This window comes from Teichococcus wenyumeiae, assembly GCF_003696345.1.
Taxonomy (GTDB): domain Bacteria; phylum Pseudomonadota; class Alphaproteobacteria; order Acetobacterales; family Acetobacteraceae; genus Pseudoroseomonas; species Pseudoroseomonas wenyumeiae.
Genome location: NZ_RFLX01000004.1, coordinates 1 through 16,766, shown reverse-complemented (window position 1 = coordinate 16,766; position 16,766 = coordinate 1). Strand labels below are relative to the sequence as shown.

Here is a 16,766-nt window from a genome sequence, read left to right as displayed (position 1 = left end):
CATGAACCTGCCTGTTCCGCTCTCCCGCTCCCAGCATGGATTCCGTGACACGGCGCTCTTCCGCCCACGATCCGTGGTGCTGGTGGGCGACGAGACGCTGGGTGAAACCGCCATCCTGGCGCGCAACCTGGCTTCCGGCGGCTTCAAGGGCAGCCTCTATGCCATTGGCTGCCAACAGGCGGGCCTGACCGCCGCCGCCAGTATCGAGGATCTGCCCGAGGCGCCTGATCTGGCCGTGCTCTGCCTGCCGCCTGAGGCGCAGGCCGCAGCCATGGCCAGCCTCGCCGCGCGCGGTTGCTTCGCGGCCGTGGTTCCCGTGGCTTCACCGGACTTGGCGGCGCTGACGGCGCAGACCGGGGTCCGGGCCTTTGGTTCCCATAGCTTCGGTTTGTGCCTGCCGGCGATCGGGCTGAACGCCAGCATGTCGCATCTCACGCCCCGGCCCGGCAAGCTGGCGCTGCTTTGCCAATCCGCCGCCACCGCGCGCGCCGTGATCGACTGGGCAACCGGGGAGGAGTTGGGCTTCAGCCATATCCTCGGCATCGGCACCAATCAGGGGCTGGGCTTCGCCATGGCGCTGGACTGGCTGGCCCGCGATGCCATGGCCGGCGCCGTGCTGCTGGATATCCGCCGCATCAAGAATCGGCGCATGTTCATCTCCGCCGCCCGTGCCACGGCGCGTACCCGGCCCGTGGTGGCCCTGCGGCCCGGCGGCCGGCAGGGTGACGCTTCCGGGACGGCGGATGCCGTGATGGAGGCCGCGCTGCGGCGCGCCGGCGTGCTGCGCGTCGGCGGCTTCGAGGATCTGCTGGCCGCCGCCGAAACCCTGGCCAGGGTACGGCCCGCCCGCCGCACCGGGCCGGATGCCATGGCGGGGGACCGCATTGCCATCGTCTCCAATGGCCAGGGTCCGGCGCAGATTGCGGCCGATGCGGTGGTTGCCAGCGGTGCCAGGCTGGCGCGCTGGAGCGAGGCCGCCGGCCAGACCCTGGCCATGGTGCTGCCCGACGCCTCGGCGGCCAATCCTCTCCTGCTGCCGCGTGGCCAGGCACACAGGCTTGCCGAGGCCGCCGCGCTGCTGGCTGCCTTGCCGGAAGTGGATGCCGTGGTGGCGGTGCATTCCCCCTCCGCCGGCGAGGATGAGATGGTGGCCGCCGGCAATATGGCCGCTGCCGCCAAGGCCACGCGGGGGGCGCCGGTGCTGGCCGGCTGGCTCGGCCATGCCAGCGCCGAGCCGGCGCGGCGGCGACTGGCGCAGGCGGGCATCGCGGTCTTTGCCTCGCCGGAAGCCGCGGTGCGGGGGGCATTCCATCTGGCCACCGACCGTCGCAACCGCGCCGCCGCCGCCGAGCTGCCGCCAAGGGACGTGCTGCATCTGGCGCCCGACCGCGCCGCTGTCCGGCGTATCCTGGATACCGCGCGGGCGGAGTCCCGCCTGTCGCTGACGGAGCAGGAGGCGCTGTCGATCCTGGCCGCCTATGGCCAGCCTGTCGTTCCTGGGGAAGTCGCGGCTGACCCCGCCGCCGCCGCTGCCGCCGCCCAGCGCCTGGGCTTCCCGGTGGTGGTGAAGCTTTCCAGCCCCGACCTGCCGCGCAAGACGGAGATTGGCGGCGTCACGCTCAACCTGCCGGACGCCGAGGCCGTGATGCAGGCCGCGTCCACGATGCTGGAGCAGGCCCGCCGCGACCACCCGGACCTGCGCCTGCAGGGCGTCCTGGTGCAGCGCATGCTGGGGCTCGGCACGCCCAAGGCGCATGAGCTGCGGATCCGCCTGGGGGACGACGCGATGTTCGGCCCCTGGATCGGCTTCGGGCGCGGCGGCACCGCCTCGGATTTCGAACCGGATGTCGCTTACGACCTGCCGCCGCTGAACCGGGCGCTGGCACTGGCGCAGATCCGCCGCACGCGCGGTGCCCGCCTGCTCTCCGGCTTCCGCGACCTGGCCGCCGTGGACCTGGAGCGGGTGGTGGATGCGCTGGTCCGCGTCTCGCAGATCGCGGTCGATTTCCCCGAAGTCGAGGACCTGATCATCAACCCGCTGCTGGCCCGTGGGCAGGAAGCGGTGGTGCTGGATGCCTCGCTGCGCCTGCGGCCCCCCGGCGAAGCCGGCTTCCTGGCTGTTCCGCCTTACCCCGCGCAACTGGCGCATGAATGGACGGCACGGGATGGCCGCAAGCTCACGGTGCGCCCCATTCGCCCGGAGGATGCCGAGGCGCATGCCGAGGCCTTCCGGCAACTGACGCCCGAGGACGTGCGCTGGCGCTTCTTCACGCAGCTCCGCGCCCTGCCGCCCGAGCAGATCGTGCGCATGACGCAGATCGACTACGACCGGGAGATGGCCTTCGTGGCGGTGGAGCAGGTCCAGGACGGGCCGGACCGCACCGTCGGCAGCGCCCGGTTGATCCGTGAGCCGGGCAGCGACATCGGAGAATTCGCCGTTGTCACGCTGCCGGCCTGGAAAGGGCAGGGGCTGGCGCGCCACCTGATGGAGCAGTTGCTGGCCTGGGCGCGGGCGCAGGGCCTGCATACCGTGGCCGGACAGGTCCTGGCCGACAACCGCCCGATGATCGGCTTCGTGAAGGCGCTGGGCTTCGCCCTGCGCCGCGTGCCCGGCGACGATGAAGTAATGGAAGCGCGGATGGAGCTTTAGCGCGTCGTTTCGCGGATCAGGTCACGCACGCGGGCGGCGGCGGCGGCGCCCTTGAGCGCATCACGCCACGCGGCCTCGGCGACGCGCTGGTGCGCGCTCACCGCCTCATCCGCCGCCGTGATGCTGCCGACGCCGATGGCGGCGCCCGAGGTCATTTCTGGCGCAAAGGGGCTGAGGCAGACATGCGCGCGCTCCCGCCCCCGCAGCACCAGGAAATTGCCGGCAGGCTCCGAGGCCAACAGGCCCAGTTGCAAGCCGATCGGCACGCTTTCCATCTGCGCGGCGATGTTCTCGGCTTCCGTGCGGGCGGCAAGGCGGCAGCGGGTGCGGGTGCGTTCGGACAGGCCGGCGCCAGACGCCACCCCTTCCATCAGCATGCGCCGCAAGGCCGTCTCGGACAGCATGGCGATGATATTGGCGCGCCGGGACTGGTGCAGCTTCTTGCGGGCGGCCAGCAGCCCCATGGCCTGGTCGGCGGCGGCACGGGCGGCGATACGCTCCGGCGCCTGATCCGCCGCCTCGGCCCAGGCTTCGGCCAGGGCGCCGTCGAAGGCTTCCGTGGTGGCCTGATAGCAGACGGCGCCGCCGACCTGCAGGATCTGGTCGGCCTGTTCCTCGACCTGCCGCAGCCGTTCCTGGAAGGCGAGGGGACGGGAGAAATACTCGACGCCGATTCCCAGCAGGGACAACGGCGAGATCTTCAGCAGTTCCGCGAGGCGCCGGATCGTATCCAGCTTGATGACCTCGCCCTTCTCATACCGGTAGAGGGCCGCGCGGGACACGCCAAGGCGGGCGGCGATTTCCTCCGCCCGCATGCCGGACTCGAGACGGTAGGCCCGCAATTGCTGACCGATATCCGCGAACCGCATGGAGACCTCTCGCAGTTAAAGCCCGGGTAAAAGGAAGCGCCGCAGGAGAAGCGTCTCGCCCGGTGCTCATTGGATGGGAAAATGCGCTTCCTGACGAGATAACGCAACACTAATAGTGGTGCTCAAGCTGACGCTCTAACGGCCCAGGTAAAGTTTTTGCACCCGGCGGCCCTTCAGGCGCGGTAGGGGGCGAACCAGCCGAGGCCGGCGACCGTCTCGCCCAGCGGCCGGTATTCACATCCGATCCAACCGCGGAACCCGAGGGCGTCGATACGCTCGAAGACGAAAGGCCAGTTCACTTCTCCGGTGCCCGGCTCGTTGCGCCCGGGCACGTCGGCCACCTGCATGTGGGCGATGATGGGCAGGTGCTTCTCCACCCGCTTGACGATGTCGCCCTCTGTCACCTGGCAGTGGTAGAGGTCGAACTGCAGCCCCAGGCGCTCCGGCCCCACCGCCGCAATGATGGCGGCGCCCTGGTCCATGGTGTTGAGGAACATGCCCGGGATATCCCGGTGGTTGATCGGCTCGATCACCGGCTTCACGCCGAACTTGGCCGCTTCCTCGGCCGCCCAGGCCAGGTTGGCGGTATAGACGCCGGTCAGCGTATCCCGCGCGACGCCGGTGGGCGCGATGCCGGCCATCAGGTGCAGGCGGGGGCAGGAGAGGGCGGCGGCATAGTCCAGCGCGCGCCGCACGCCGTCACGAAACTCTTCCTGCCGTCCGGGCAGGCAGGCGGTCCCGCGCTCTCCCTTGCTCGAATCGCCCGGGGGCGCGTTGAACAACACCTGCGCCAGGTCGTTGTCGGCAAGGCGCTTGGCGATCTCGGCAGCCGGGAAGTCATAAGGGAACATGAACTCCACGGCGCTGAAGCCAGCCGCGCGCGCGGCGGCGAAACGGTCCAGGAAGGGAAGCTCCCCGAACATCATGGACAGATTGGCTGCAAAGCGCGGCATGGACTGTTTCCCTCTTATGGAGCGGCGGCAATGGCCGCGTTGCCGGCGCAGGCTAGAGACCCGGCGCGGAAGAGCAAGGGCGGTGCTGGCGGAGCGGGGGGTGCTCAGGCCATCATGCCGCCCATGAGCCTTTCTTCTCCCCCGGACGACCACTCGCTGCGGCCCGCGCGGCTGTTGGGCCTCGCTGCACTGGCGGCGCTGATGGTCGGCTGCCTGCTGGTGCTGCGGCCGTTCATCTCCGCGCTGCTCTGGGCCGCCATCCTGTCCTACTGCACCTGGCCCTTGTGCCGCATGCTGCGCGAGAAGCTCGGGCTCTCTCCCACGCTGGCCGCTTTGGCGATGGTGGTGGCGGAGATGCTGCTGATCGGCCTGCCGCTGCTGTTCGCCACGCCGCTGCGGGCGGAGGATATCGAGGGCCTGCGGCACTCCGTGGAAGGCTTCATCGCGGGCGGCCTGCCAGGGATCGGGGACAAGCTGGGCTATATTCCGCTGATCGGCGCTTTCCTGCAGGAGCGCTGGGCGACCCTGCAACTGGATTTCTCGCCCCTCACCAACATGCTGCGGCCCTATGCCGGCATCATCGCGCAGAACCTGCTGGGCTTCCTGCTTGCGGTCCTGTCCGGCCTGGCGGAACTGGTGATCGCCATCCTGCTGTCGTTCTTCTTCTACCGGGATGGCCCCCGCATGGCGCGGGTGCTGGATGCGCTGGTCAGCCGCATCGCCGGGCCGCAGGCGCGGCGGCTGGTGCAACTCACCGCCGCCGTCACGGTCGGCGTGGTCTACGGGCTGCTGGGCACCGCCGTGGCGCAGGGCGCATTGACGGCCCTGGGCCTGTGGATCGCGGGCGTGCCGCAGCCCGTGCTCTTTGGCGTGGTGGCCGGCATCGTCTCGATCCTGCCGGTTGGCGCGCCGGTGGTCTGGCTGCCCGCCGCCATCTGGCTTTTTGCCACCGGCTCCACCGGCTGGGGCATCTTCCTGCTGGTCTATGGTGCGGCCGGCATTTCCAGCGTCGATAACGTCATCCGCCCCTGGCTTATCAGCCGCGGCGCCGACCTGCCGTTGCTGCTGACCATCCTGGGCGCCCTGGGCGGCGTCTTCGCCTTCGGCTTCCTCGGGTTGTTCCTCGGGCCGGTGCTACTGGCGGTCGGCTTCACCCTCCTCCGCGACTGGGCGGAGGAGGAGCCGACCGTGCTGCGTTAGCGGCCGACCGCGTAGCCCTGCATCCCGCGCGGGTTCGCGCCCGCGAAGATCTGGCCGTCCGGCTCCTGCCGCACGGCCGAGAGGCGGCCTTCGGACCAGTCGCCGCCCAGCTCGGCCTTGTGGCCGCGCGCCAGCATGGCATCCAGCACCCCCTGGCCCAGGCGGCCTTCCAGCACCGCCTTGCCCGGCCGCGCCGTGCGGGGCCAGAAGGAGGACGGCCAGTGCTCGCTATGGAAGGCCGGTGCGTCGATCGCCTGCTGGATATTCAGCCCATGGTCGAGCATGCGGGCGATCATGATCGGCTGCCACTGGTCCTGCTGCTCCCCGCCCGGGGTGCCGAAGGCCATCCAGGGCTTGCCGTCGCGCAGCGCCATGCCGGGGGAGAGGGTGGTGCGCGGCCGCTTGCCCGGCTTCAGGCCATTGGGCAGCGACTCGTCCAGCCAGAACATCTGCCCACGGGTGCCCAGCGCGAAGCCAAGTTCGGGGATGGCCGGAGAGGACTGCAGCCAGCCGCCGGAGGGCGTGGCCGAGACCATGTTGCCCCAGCAGTCGATAACATCGACATGGCAGGTGTCGGCGCCGGAGACGCCGAGGCGGGAGACCGTCGGCTCGCCCGCGCCCGCGGCACCCAGCATCGCGAGGCGCTTCTCCGCCTCATGGTCCACCCACGGTGTGCGCCCGTTGACGCTGCCGGGGCGCAGTTCCATCGAGGCCTGCGAGCCGATCAGCTTGCGCCGCTCGATGTTGTAGGCCTCGGAGAGCAGCGTCTCCATCGGCACATCCACGAAGTCCGGGTCGCCATAGAAGGCCTCGCGATCGGCGAAGCCGAGCTTCATCGCCTCGATCACGGTGTGGACGAATTCATCGCCCGTCGTGTCCATGGCGGCGATATCGAAGCCGGCCAGGATGGCCATGGTCTGCAACATGCCCGGGCCCTGGCTCCAGGGGCCGCATTTCAGCAGCGTGGTGCCGCGATAGTTATAGGCCAGCGGCGCCTCCACCGGCGCGCGCCAGCGGGCCATGTCATCGCCCGTCAGCACGCCGCGATGGCGGCGGCCGGAGGCGTCCAGCACCTCGTTCTCCCGGCAGAAGCGGTCGATGGCCTCGGCCACGAAGCCCTCGTACCAGGCGCGCCGGGCGGCATCGATCTGCGCCACGCGGTCGGAGCCAGCGGCGGCCGCCTCCTTCAGCACGCGGATATAGGTGGCGGCCAGCGTCGGGTTGGCCCAGAGGGCGCCCGGCTTCGGCCCGCCATCCCGCAGCCAGAGGGCGGCGGAGGTCTTCCACTCATCCTCGAACAGCGGCTTCACGGTCTGGATGGTGGCGCAGATGCGCGGCACGTAATGGATGCCGCGTTCCGCATAGCCGATGGCGAAGGACAGCACGTCGGCCAGCGTCCAGGTGCCCCAGTCGCGCAGCATGGTGGCCCAGGCATCGAAGGCGCCGGGAACCATGGCGGCCAGCAGGCCGGTGCCGGGGATCAGGTCCAGCCCCAGCTCGCCCTTCACCTTGGCCACGCTCAGCCCGGCCGGCGCCACGCCCTGGCCGCAGATGACCTTCTGCGTGCCCGTCCTGGCATCGTGGATGATGATGGGGCAGTCGCCCAGCGGGCCGTTCAGATGCGGCTCAGCGACTTGCAGGGTGAAGCCGGCGGCGGCGGCGGCGTCGAAGGCATTGCCGCCGCGCTCCAGCACTGCCATGCCAACCTGGCTGGCGATCCAGTGCGTGCTGCCAACGGCACCAAAAGTGGCGGCAATCTCAGGGCGAGTTGTGAACATTCGGTTGCTCCAGGGGAGGGGCCGCCAAAAACGCACCCCGGCTGCTTGCGTCATTCCCTCTGCGCGCGGAAAAGCGACAGGTCAATCGAGGGATGGTGATGTCAGGCTGGTTGATGACTGTTGTGGGGCCTTCCGGGGCCGGGAAAGACACGCTTCTCGGGTCCGCCCGCGCCGCCTTGTCCCAGGACCCGCGCTTCGTCTTCGCCCGCCGCGCCATTACCCGCCCGCCGGAAACCTCGCAGCATGCCGGCGCCGAGGATCATCTCCCGATGAGCGAGGCGGAATTCATCGCGGCGCGGGACCGTGGCGCCTTCGCGCTGCACTGGCAGGCGCATGGACTGCTTTACGGCATCCCCCGCGACATCGAGGCCGATCTGGCGGCCGGGCGCGTGGTGATCGCCAATCTGTCGCGTGCGGTGCTGGCGGAAGCGAATACCCGCTACCGCCTCCGCGTCATCGAGGTCACGGCCCCCACGGCCATCCTGGCGGCTCGCCTGGCACAGCGTGGGCGCGAGACGGCGGAGGAGATCGCCGAGCGTCTGATGCGCCAGCCAGCTCTGCCGCAGGGGCTGGAGGTCGTGCAGGTGGTGAATGATACGAGTGCCGAGGCCGGCGCGGCCCGCTTGCTGCGGGCGCTGCGCGACGGCCTCGACGCCGGCTTCAGCCGCCCAGGGGCAGCCGCTCCGCGATAAGGAAGGGCGCGCCGGGCGCCACCTGGGTAAAGAGGCAGAGTTCCCGCACCACGCGCGGCCGCGCCGCCACTTCACCGACGGCGCGCTGCGCCGCCGGCATGACCACCGCCTTTTCTTCCGCCGACAGCCGCCGCGACAGCGTCAGGTGGAACTGCCATTCCGCGAAGACGTAAGGATAGCCCCAGCGGGAGAGCATCGCCCGCTGCGACTCGCTCAGGCGTTCGGGGCGGCGCCGCGCCAGCTCGGCCTCGGTTGGCGGGGCACGGTGCGCATCGAGTGCGGCGACGCAGGAATCCGCGAAAGCCTGCAAGGCCGGACAGGGTTCGCTTTCCCGCAAGGCCAGGAAGCCGCCGAGATCCATCACCGTCAGTGGCGGCAGTTGGAAGGGCGCCGTCCGCGCCGCCAGTGCTGCTGCCTCGGCGCGCGCCGCCTCATAGGATGTCGCGAGGCGGAACGGCGGCTTCAGGGTGGCGTGGAAGCCATAGTTGCGCGGATCGGCCGTGATCTCACCGATATCCAGGCCGGGCAGGGGCTCCTGCGGAAAGGTCGCGCCGGTTTCGGCATCGCGGCCCAGCCAGCGGGAGGCTGCCGCGTGCAGCGGGTCAGCAACCTCCGGCGCCCAGTAGAGGGCGAGGCGCGCCGTCATGCGACGCGCTCGCCCGCCCGCCAGACGCTGCGCACCACCGGCATGTCGCCCAGCGGCCGGATGCGCACGAGGTCGGCACGGCGCCCGGCCTCGATGCGGCCGCGGTCGTGCATCTTCAGCATGCGCGCGGGGGCATCGGTGATGGTGGCGATGGCCCTGGGCAGGGAAAGGCCGGTCTCGGCCGCCGCGCGCCACACCGCCTCGATCATCGCGGGCGGCACGTAGTCGCTGGCGAAGACATCCACCAGCCCGCTGCGCACCAGGTCGGAAGCCGCGACATTGCCGGAATGGCTGCCGCCGCGCACCAGGTTCGGCGCGCCGGCGATGATCTGCATGCCATGCCGCCGCGCCGCCTCCGCCGCCAGCATCGAGACCGGGAATTCCGAAATCATGATGCCGTCGGCTTCATTTTGTGCGATCTCGTCCTCACGCCAGTCGTCATGGCTGGCCAGTGGCAGGTCGCGGCCCGCGAAGCGCTCCAGCAGCGCGCGCCGCTGCGGGCCCAGCAGGCGCTCGCGCTGCGCCAGGAGGTGGTCGATGCGGCGCTCCACCTCCTCGAGAGGCAAGCTCTTGGCCCGCATGGCGCGGTAGCGCTCGACATCCACGTACTGGCCGACACCTGGGGAATGATCCATCAAGCTGACCATCCGCACGGCGGGGTGGTCCGCCACCGTGTCCAGCAAGGGCATCAGGTCCGCGGCGGGCAATTCGCAACGCAGATGAAGGAAATGTTCGCTCTTCAGCAGCCCGGTCGGTGCCAGGGCATCGAGATCCCTCACGCCGTCCAGAAAGGTCTCCGTCCGCTGCGCGTCGAAGCCGAGATCGCCCAGGCACAGCGCGTCCAGCACCGTGGTCACGCCCGCCGCCGCCGTCTGCGCGTCATGCGACATGAAGGCGGAGCGGGAAGGCCAGCGCGCTGTGGCGCGGGGCTGCACCTGGCGTTCCAGGTTGTCCGTATGCACGTCGATGACACCGGGCATCAGGTGGTCGCCATCCAGGTCGATGGCGCCGGGCGCATGGCTGCGGCCGGGCTGCACCTCCGCGATGCGTCCCTCCCGCACCACCAGGGTGCCGGGCAGCACCTCTTCAGGGAGGACCAGCAGGGCGTTGGTCAGAATGGTCTCGGCGGTCATGCGGCGTCCTGGATGGGCAAAACTTCGAAGAGACGGTCGGCCACGCGGTCCCGCACTTCCACGTCATGGAAAATGCCGATGATCGCGGTGCCGGCGGCCTTGGCCTCGGCGATCAACGCGATCACCACCTCGCGGTTGGCGGCGTCGAGGCTCGCGGTGGGCTCGTCCAGCAGCAGGATGGGGTAGCCGGGGGCGAAGCCACGGGCAAGGTTCACCCGCTGCTGCTCGCCGCCCGAGAAGGTCGCGGGCGGCAGGTGGTGCAGGCGGCGCGGCAGGTTGAGCTGCAGCAGGAGGGATTCGGCCCGCGTCCGCGCAAGCTCGGGCGCGGCGCCGCGCGCGATCAGCGGCTCCGCCACGATGTCCAGGGCACCGATGCGGGGAATGACGCGCAGGAACTGCGAGACATAGCCCAGCGTCTGCCGGCGGATCTCGCGCATCGCGCGGGCATCGGCACCGGTCAGCTCCACCGCCGCGCCGTCATGCATCAGGTGGATGCGCCCGGCCTCGGCACCGTAATTGCCATAAAGGCAGCGCATCAGCGTCGATTTGCCGGCGCCGGAGGGGCCGGAGAGCGCCACGCATTCACCCGGCGCCACGGCGAAATCGACATGCTCCAGCACAGGGATGCGGATGCCGCCTTGAAGGTGCAGCCGGAAGCTCTTGCCCAGGTCCTGGGTCCAGAGAGAGGCCTTCATGCCGCCAGCACCGAGGAAACGAGGAGTTGTGTATAGGGATGCTGCGGGTCGTCCAGCACCCGGTCGGTCAGCCCGTGCTCCACCACCTGGCCGTGCCGCATGACCATGATGCGGTGCGCCAGCAGGCGGGCGGCGGCGATGTCGTGCGTCACCAGCAGCACGGCAATGCCGAGATCCGCCACCAGTGCCCGGATCAGGTCCAGTAGCCGCGCCTGCACGGAAACATCCAGCCCGCCGGTCGGCTCATCCATGAACACCAGCCGCGGGCGCGTCACCAGCGTGCGGGCGATCTGCAACCGCTGCTGCATGCCGCCGGAGAAAGTGCGGGGAAGGTGGTCGATGCGCGCGGGGTCGATCTCGACCCGCCGCAGCCATTCCGCGGCCTCGCCCCGGATATTGCCGTAGTGGCGGGCGCCCACGGCCATCAGCCGCTCACCGACATTGCCGCCGGCGGAGACGCCCATGCGCAGCCCGTCCCGCGCATGCTGGTGCACGAAGCCCCAATCCGTGCGCATCAGGCGCCGCAAGGCGGCCTCGCCCATGTCATGCACCGGGTGCGGCGTGCCGTCCGGGGCGCGGTAGGTGACCTGCCCCGCATCGGGCCGCATCTGCCCGGCCAGAACCCGCAGCAGGGTGGATTTGCCCGAGCCGGATTCACCCACAATGGCGACCACTTCGCCCGGATGGACATCGATGGCCACCGAGTCCAGCGCCACCACGGCGCCGAAGCGGAGGCGGAGGCCCTCAGCCTCCAGCAGAGGCGCGCTCATGCCGCGGCAACCTTCTGTTGTTCAGCCTGGCGGGTTTCGCAGTAGTCGGTGTCGGAGCAGACGAACATCCGCCCGCCGCGATCGTCCGTCACCACCTCGTCGAGGTAGCTGGTGCAGGAGGCGCAAAGCGCGCAATGCGCCTTGGCGCGATGCGGCCGGAAGGGGTGGTCCTCGAAATCCAGGCTCCGCACATCGGTATAGGGCGGCACGGCGTAGATGCGCTTCTCCCGCCCGGCACCAAAGAGTTGCAGCGCCGGCATGCGGTGCATCTTCGGATTATCGAAGGCGGGGATGGGCGAGGGCGACATCAGGTAGCGCCCGTCCACCATCACCGGGTAGCTGTAGGAGGTCGCGATATGGCCGTGCTTCGCGATATCCTCGTAAAGCTTCACATGCATGAGCCCGTAATCGGCCAGTGCGTGCATGCGCTTCGTCTCCGCCAGCCGGGGCTCCAGGCGGAACAGCGGCTCCGGCATCGGTACCTGGTAGACGATGATCTGCGCTTCGGTCAGCCTGGCTTCCGGGATGCGGTGCCGGGTCTGGATGACCGTGGCCTCCGACGTGCGCGTCGTCGTCTCCACGCCCGCCACGCGGTGGAAGAAGCGGCGGATGGATACGGCATTGGTGGTGTCGTCCGCCCCCTGGTCGATGACCTTCAGCACGTCGCGCGGCCCCAGCACGGCGGCCGTCACCTGGATGCCGCCGGTGCCCCAGCCATAGGGCAGCGGCATTTCCCGCGCGCCGAAGGGCACCTGATGGCCTGGGATGGCCACTGCCTTCAGCAGTGCGCGGCGGATCATCCGCTTCGTGTTCTCGTCCAGATAGGCGAAGTTATAGGCCTCGTCGCGGCTCATGGCTCAGCCTTCTCCGGTTCGGCGGCGGTCGCGCGCATCAGGCGCACCACTTCCAGCTCGCTCTGGAAGTCCACGTAGTGCGGCAGCTTCAGGTGTTCGACGAAGCCAGTCGCCTCGACATTGTCGCTGTGCATCAGCACGAACTCCTCGTCCTGCGCGGGCGCGGTGCGGTCCTCGCCCAGTTCGCCGGCCTGCAGGGCACGGTCCACCAGGGCCATCGACATCGCCTTGCGCTCGCCTTGCCCCAGCACCAGCCCGTAGCCACGGGTGAACTGCGGGGGTTCGCTGCGGCTGCCGTGGAACTGGTTCACCATCTGGCATTCGGTGACATCGATCTCACCGATCTCGATCTCGAAGCCGAGTTCCGGCGGCGTGAAGCAGACGGTGACGCTGCCGTGCCGGATCTCACCAACAAAGGGATGGCTGTTGCCGTAGCCGCGCTGGGTGGAATAACCCAAGCCCAGCAGAAAACCCTCGTCGCCCCGCGCCAGGTTCTGCAGCCGCGTTGGCCGCGCTGCGGGAAAGGAGAGCGGCTGGCGCGTCAGGTCCGCCGGCTCGACCTCCGACGCTTCATCGCGCCGCATCAGGTTCTCGCGGGCCAGCAGTTCCGTCACGCGCGGGGCCTCCGCGTCCTCCGCCTCCACCTCGGGGGCGGGGGCAGGAGGCTCTCCGGCGGCGGCCAGGGTGAAATCCAGCAGGCGGTGGGTGTAGTCGAAGGTCGGGCCCAGGACCTGCCCCCCTGGCAGGTCCTTGTAGGTCGCGGAAACCCGGCGGCGGATGCGCATGGCGCCGGTATCCAGCGGCGCCGCATAGCCGAAGCGGGGCAGGGTGGTGCGATAGGCGCGCAGCAGGAAGGCGGCCTCGATCAGGTCGCCGCGCGCCTGCTTGATGGCCAGGGCGGCAAGATCACGGTCGTAGCAGGAGCCTTCCGCCATGACCCGGTCCACCGCCAAGCCAAGCTGCTGCGCCACCTGGGCAACGTCCAGCTCCGGCACATCCGTGTCGCCACGGCGGGTTTCGGCCAGCCAGGCATGGGCGTTGCCGATCGCGCGTTCGCCGCCTTTGACAGCCACATAGGCCATGGCGTCAGCCCTCCTCGATCCGGATGCCGCGCGGCAGGGCGGCGATGCGATGGCCGGCGCAGAGAATGACATCCACCCCACGAGGGAAGCAGGCCCGCTGCGCCCGCCACTCAGCCACGAAACCGGGGGGCAAGCCCTCCACCCAAAGCCGGTGTTCCTGGGCGATGCCGGGCCCGGTGAGGCGCCAGCCATGGCCGGTTTCCAGTGCGGAAACCTGAAGGATCAGGGTGGCGCCGCGCTCCGGCTCCTCATCGCTGCCCTGCGCCAGGGCAGAGATCGCCGGCGGCTGCCCTGCCGCCAGAACGAAGGCGGCGTCGGCAGGGCTCGCCAGCGGACAACCGCAGTGGAAGCGCAGCCAGGAGTCGGCTTCGGCGCCGGCATCATGGTGCAGCGGCGTCTCGGCATCAGCCAGGGTCAGCAGCACGGCGGCCGTGGCAGGATGCAGGGCGGCAGGTGGATTAAGGCCGTCCGGCAGCACCTGAACGCGGCCGGGGCGGCTCATGGCCTCCAGCACCGCACGGAAGCAGGACTGCGCATCCTGCACGGGGTCGGTGAATCCGGGGCGCATCAGCGCATGTTCGCCATGGTGAAGAACTGCACGCGGGTGGCGGCCGCCTTGCGGGCCTCCCGCGCCCGATGCTCCGCTTCCTGGGCAGCGAGGGGCTCGACAACGGCGCCCATCAGCGCCGGCCGCAACGCCGCGTTCTGCAAGGCGGCGTCCAGCACAGCCGCCAGCTCCGCCTGTTGCCGGTCCCGGCCGGCGACATAGGCATGCCCCACCGTTCCATCCTCCAAGGTCACCGCGCAGCGGGTCACCGTCATTTCGGAAAGGTTGAAGGCACTGCCATCGCCCCCGGCGCGGCCACGCAGCATCACGAGGCCGGTTTCAGGGCCGCGCAGGCGGCTATGGGGCGGCAGAGGGGGGGCGTCGTTCAGTCGGGCGCGGATGGCATTGTGGCTGGAGCGTGCGAGCAGGCCCATCCAGCGACGGCGGGCTTTGATATCCTCGGACAAGGTAGGCTCCGTGTCCTGTTGAGATGTCTAGACGAGTAGATATCCAACAGGCTAGCGTCAAGCCGAATGTGGCATCTGGAAGGAACCGGCGGGTTGAAGCTTTCATGACACCTCCTCCGCACAACCTGGCCCGTGGAGAGGGCGTCGCCCTGTGGCGGCAAATCGTGCAGGTGCTGGAGCAGGCCATCGCCAGCGGCCAGCACGCCCCCGGCAGCCGCCTGCCCAGCGAGGCCGAACTGGCCACCCGCCACGGCGTCAACCGCCATACCGTGCGCCGGGCGCTGGATGCCCTGAGCCTGCGCGGGCTGATCCGTATCGAGCAGGGGCGCGGCTCCTTTGTCGCGGAGGATGTGGTGGACTACCCTCTCGGTCCCCGCACCCGTTTCTCCGAGGTGATAAGGGCGCAGAACCGGGAACCCGCCGGGCGCATCCTGCGTGTGGTCGAGCAGCCGGCGGATCAACTGGTGGCCGAGGCGCTTCGCCTGCGCCCAGGCCGCGCTGTCCTGGTGGTGGAGCGGCTGGGTCTGGCGGATGGCCGACCGGTGGTGTTCGGCAAGCACCATTTCGTGTTGCCACGCTTTCAAGGCGTCACGGCGGCGCTGGAGCAGGACGCCTCCATCACCGGCGCTATGAAGGCTTGCGGCGTTGCTGATTACCACCGTGTTTCCACCCGCCTGACGGCGCGGCTGCCCACGACGGAGGAGGCCGATCTGCTGCAGCAGGGGCGCAGCCGCCCTGTGATGGTGGCTGAGGCGCTGAATGCCGACCCTGAGGGACGGCCAGTCGATTTCACGCTGTCCTGCTACGCGGCAGGGCGGGTCCAGATCGTCATCGAGGAGGGCGGCTAGGCCGCGCAACGGCCAAGCCAAAGAAAAAGCCCTTGGATGCTGAAGCATCCAGGGGCTTTTCTATGTATTGGCTCCCCGAGTTGGACTCGAACCAACGACCTAGCGATTAACAGTCGCGTGCTCTACCAGCTGAGCTATCGGGGATCAGTTTGTGAGGGGCGCTATAGCGGGGCAATTCGTGGGCCGCAAGGGGCTTTTTTAATCGTTCCGCTCTAACGCTTTACTGTAGTCTTAGTTTGGAGGCCTGAGCGGGAATCGAACCCACATTCACGGATTTGCAGTCCGTTGCATCACCATTCTGCCATCAGGCCGTGGGCGCTGTATCGGGTGCCAGAGGCTCAGGGTCAAGGGGGCAGATCGGCCTCAATGCGGTTCGTCGCTGGCCTGCCGCTTGGAACCGCGGAATACGGCGCCTATAACCGCGGCCACGCGCGGGGGTGTGATCCGCGCGAAGGACGAGGATGAGCGGCCGATGAATTTCGCCGATGCGCGCAAGTGGATGGTGGACGGACAGGTCCGGCCCAACAAAGTGACCGACACCCGCATCATCGAGGCCATGCTGGAGCTGCCGCGTCATCTCTTCGTGCCGCAGCACTGCATCGCCCGCGCGCATGCCGATGAGGACGTGCCCCTCGGCCACGGCCGGGTGCTGATGCAGCCCATGATGATGGCCCGCCTGGTGCAGCTGGCCGAGGTGCGGGAAGGGGAGACGGCGCTGGTGCTGGGCTCTGGCTCCGGCTACGGCGCCGCCCTGCTGGCCCGCCTCGGTGCCCGCGTCACGGCGGTGGAGGACGATGCGTCTCTGCTCTCCCTGGCGCGCTCCGCGCTGGCGGATAGCGCGATGCTGGCGCCAGGTTCCGTGCAGCTGGTGGAGGCCCCGCCGGCCACCGGCGCCCCGGCCGGCCCCTTCGACGTCATCATGCTGGAGGGTGAGGTGCCGGCCATCCCCACCGCCATCTCCGACCGTCTGGCGGAAGGTGGGCGGCTGGTCTGCGTCTGCCATGCGCCCGGCCGTTCCGGCGCCGCCGTGCTCGGCCGCCGCGCTGGCGGCGCCTTCAGCACCACCGAAGCCTTTGACTGCACCACGGCGCCGCTGCCAGGCTTCGCGCCGGAGCCGGGCTTCGTCTTCTGAGGGCGGTTACGTGATCGCCAGGGCGGCGAGGATGCTGGCCGGATCGGGCGGCCTCGTCTAATCTCGCGCCGCCTGGGCGGAGCCCCGGCTTGGGTTGGGGAGAGTGGCGATGTCGATGTTCCGGATGCTATCGGCGTCGGTATTGATGTGTGGGTTGATGGTTGGGGTGGCGCGGGGGCAGACGCTGGAGGCGGCGCTGTCGCAGGCTTATGCCAACAACCCGACCCTGCAGACGGCGCGGGCGCAGCTGCGGGTGGTGGATGAGAATGTGCCGCAGGCGCTGTCGGGCTGGCGGCCGAGCGTCACCGTTGCCGGCTCAGCCGGCTACAATTCCGGCACGGCGCGCTCACGCGGCATCTACGCCGATACCGACCGGCAGATCGGCTCGCTGCAGGCGACGGTGACGCAGCCGCTGTATAACGGCGGCCGCACGGTGGCCAGCACGCGGCG

Annotated in this window: 17 protein-coding genes and 2 tRNA genes; 6 read left to right on the top strand and 13 right to left on the bottom strand. The window is 69.6% G+C overall.

Annotated elements, in window-relative coordinates:
- The first annotated feature begins 1 nt into the window (after position 1).
- Positions 2-2,650 carry a bifunctional acetate--CoA ligase family protein/GNAT family N-acetyltransferase gene (locus tag EBE87_RS07360; protein ID WP_120637212.1) on the top strand — a complete coding sequence of 883 codons (2,649 nt, stop codon included), beginning with the start codon at positions 2-4 and terminating at the stop codon, positions 2,648-2,650.
- Here EBE87_RS07360 and EBE87_RS07355 read toward each other — a convergent pair.
- Positions 2,647-3,519 (bottom strand): helix-turn-helix domain-containing protein, encoded by an 873-nt coding sequence (locus EBE87_RS07355; RefSeq protein WP_120637182.1) that lies wholly within the window; start codon positions 3,517-3,519, stop codon positions 2,647-2,649. The two genes, EBE87_RS07360 and EBE87_RS07355, sit on opposite strands and share 4 nt — an antisense overlap.
- Positions 3,520-3,692: 173 nt before the next feature.
- Complete coding sequence (otnI, locus tag EBE87_RS07350; RefSeq protein WP_120637181.1) at positions 3,693-4,472, bottom strand: 2-oxo-tetronate isomerase; 780 nt, start codon at positions 4,470-4,472, stop codon at positions 3,693-3,695.
- A 123-nt stretch (positions 4,473-4,595) separates the two neighbouring features.
- Here otnI and EBE87_RS07345 point away from each other — a divergent pair, with 123 nt between their 5' ends.
- Complete coding sequence (locus EBE87_RS07345; protein WP_233553090.1) at positions 4,596-5,672, top strand: AI-2E family transporter; 1,077 nt, start codon at positions 4,596-4,598, stop codon at positions 5,670-5,672.
- Here EBE87_RS07345 and EBE87_RS07340 read toward each other — a convergent pair.
- Positions 5,669-7,450, bottom strand: a complete 1,782-nt coding sequence (locus tag EBE87_RS07340; protein ID WP_120637179.1) for a gamma-glutamyltransferase family protein — start codon at positions 7,448-7,450, stop codon at positions 5,669-5,671. The two genes, EBE87_RS07345 and EBE87_RS07340, sit on opposite strands and share 4 nt — an antisense overlap.
- Positions 7,451-7,563: 113 nt before the next feature.
- Between EBE87_RS07340 and phnN the strand changes: the two genes are divergently transcribed.
- A complete protein-coding gene (gene phnN / locus EBE87_RS07335) occupies positions 7,564-8,142 on the top strand; it encodes a phosphonate metabolism protein/1,5-bisphosphokinase (PRPP-forming) PhnN (protein ID WP_233553089.1) in 579 nt (192 codons plus the stop codon).
- On the opposite strand, the gene EBE87_RS07330 is transcribed toward phnN, so the two are convergent.
- The 8 genes from EBE87_RS07330 to phnG are packed head-to-tail and all read right to left on the bottom strand — an operon-like array spanning position 8,111 to position 14,336.
- On the bottom strand, positions 8,111-8,788 hold the full coding sequence (locus EBE87_RS07330) for a DUF1045 domain-containing protein (RefSeq protein WP_120637177.1): 678 nt from the start codon (positions 8,786-8,788) through the stop codon (positions 8,111-8,113). The two genes, phnN and EBE87_RS07330, sit on opposite strands and share 32 nt — an antisense overlap.
- Positions 8,785-9,921, bottom strand: coding sequence for an alpha-D-ribose 1-methylphosphonate 5-triphosphate diphosphatase (locus EBE87_RS07325; protein WP_120637176.1), 1,137 nt, complete (start codon positions 9,919-9,921; stop codon positions 8,785-8,787). The genes EBE87_RS07330 and EBE87_RS07325 overlap by 4 nt, the downstream gene beginning before the upstream one ends.
- Positions 9,918-10,616, bottom strand: coding sequence for a phosphonate C-P lyase system protein PhnL (gene phnL / locus EBE87_RS07320; protein WP_120637175.1), 699 nt, complete (start codon positions 10,614-10,616; stop codon positions 9,918-9,920). Before phnL ends, EBE87_RS07325 begins: the two co-directional genes overlap by 4 nt.
- Positions 10,613-11,386 (bottom strand): phosphonate C-P lyase system protein PhnK, encoded by a 774-nt coding sequence (gene phnK / locus EBE87_RS07315; RefSeq protein ID WP_120637174.1) that lies wholly within the window; start codon positions 11,384-11,386, stop codon positions 10,613-10,615. The genes phnL and phnK overlap by 4 nt, the downstream gene beginning before the upstream one ends.
- Positions 11,383-12,240, bottom strand: coding sequence for an alpha-D-ribose 1-methylphosphonate 5-phosphate C-P-lyase PhnJ (locus tag EBE87_RS07310; protein ID WP_120637173.1), 858 nt, complete (start codon positions 12,238-12,240; stop codon positions 11,383-11,385). Before EBE87_RS07310 ends, phnK begins: the two co-directional genes overlap by 4 nt.
- A complete protein-coding gene (locus tag EBE87_RS07305; RefSeq protein WP_120637172.1) occupies positions 12,237-13,322 on the bottom strand; it encodes a carbon-phosphorus lyase complex subunit PhnI in 1,086 nt (361 codons plus the stop codon). Before EBE87_RS07305 ends, EBE87_RS07310 begins: the two co-directional genes overlap by 4 nt.
- Positions 13,323-13,326: 4 nt before the next feature.
- A complete protein-coding gene (gene phnH, locus EBE87_RS07300) occupies positions 13,327-13,890 on the bottom strand; it encodes a phosphonate C-P lyase system protein PhnH (protein WP_120637171.1) in 564 nt (187 codons plus the stop codon).
- Entirely contained in the window at positions 13,890-14,336 is a 447-nt protein-coding gene (gene phnG, locus EBE87_RS07295) for a phosphonate C-P lyase system protein PhnG (RefSeq protein WP_267898239.1), read from the bottom strand. Before phnG ends, phnH begins: the two co-directional genes overlap by 1 nt.
- A gap of 104 nt (positions 14,337-14,440) precedes the next feature.
- On the opposite strand from phnG, the gene phnF reads away from it, so the two are divergent.
- Positions 14,441-15,184 carry a phosphonate metabolism transcriptional regulator PhnF gene (gene phnF, locus EBE87_RS07290; RefSeq protein WP_120637169.1) on the top strand — a complete coding sequence of 248 codons (744 nt, stop codon included), beginning with the start codon at positions 14,441-14,443 and terminating at the stop codon, positions 15,182-15,184.
- A gap of 68 nt (positions 15,185-15,252) precedes the next feature.
- On the opposite strand, the gene EBE87_RS07285 is transcribed toward phnF, so the two are convergent.
- A tRNA-Asn gene (locus EBE87_RS07285) sits at positions 15,253-15,328 on the bottom strand.
- A gap of 93 nt (positions 15,329-15,421) precedes the next feature.
- Positions 15,422-15,495 (bottom strand) — tRNA-Cys (locus EBE87_RS07280).
- A gap of 161 nt (positions 15,496-15,656) precedes the next feature.
- On the opposite strand from EBE87_RS07280, the gene EBE87_RS07275 reads away from it, so the two are divergent.
- Positions 15,657-16,316 carry a protein-L-isoaspartate O-methyltransferase family protein gene (locus tag EBE87_RS07275; RefSeq protein WP_120637211.1) on the top strand — a complete coding sequence of 220 codons (660 nt, stop codon included), beginning with the start codon at positions 15,657-15,659 and terminating at the stop codon, positions 16,314-16,316.
- A gap of 157 nt (positions 16,317-16,473) precedes the next feature.
- The coding region (locus tag EBE87_RS07270) for a TolC family protein (RefSeq protein WP_233553088.1) at positions 16,474-16,766 on the top strand (293 nt) is incomplete at its 3' end.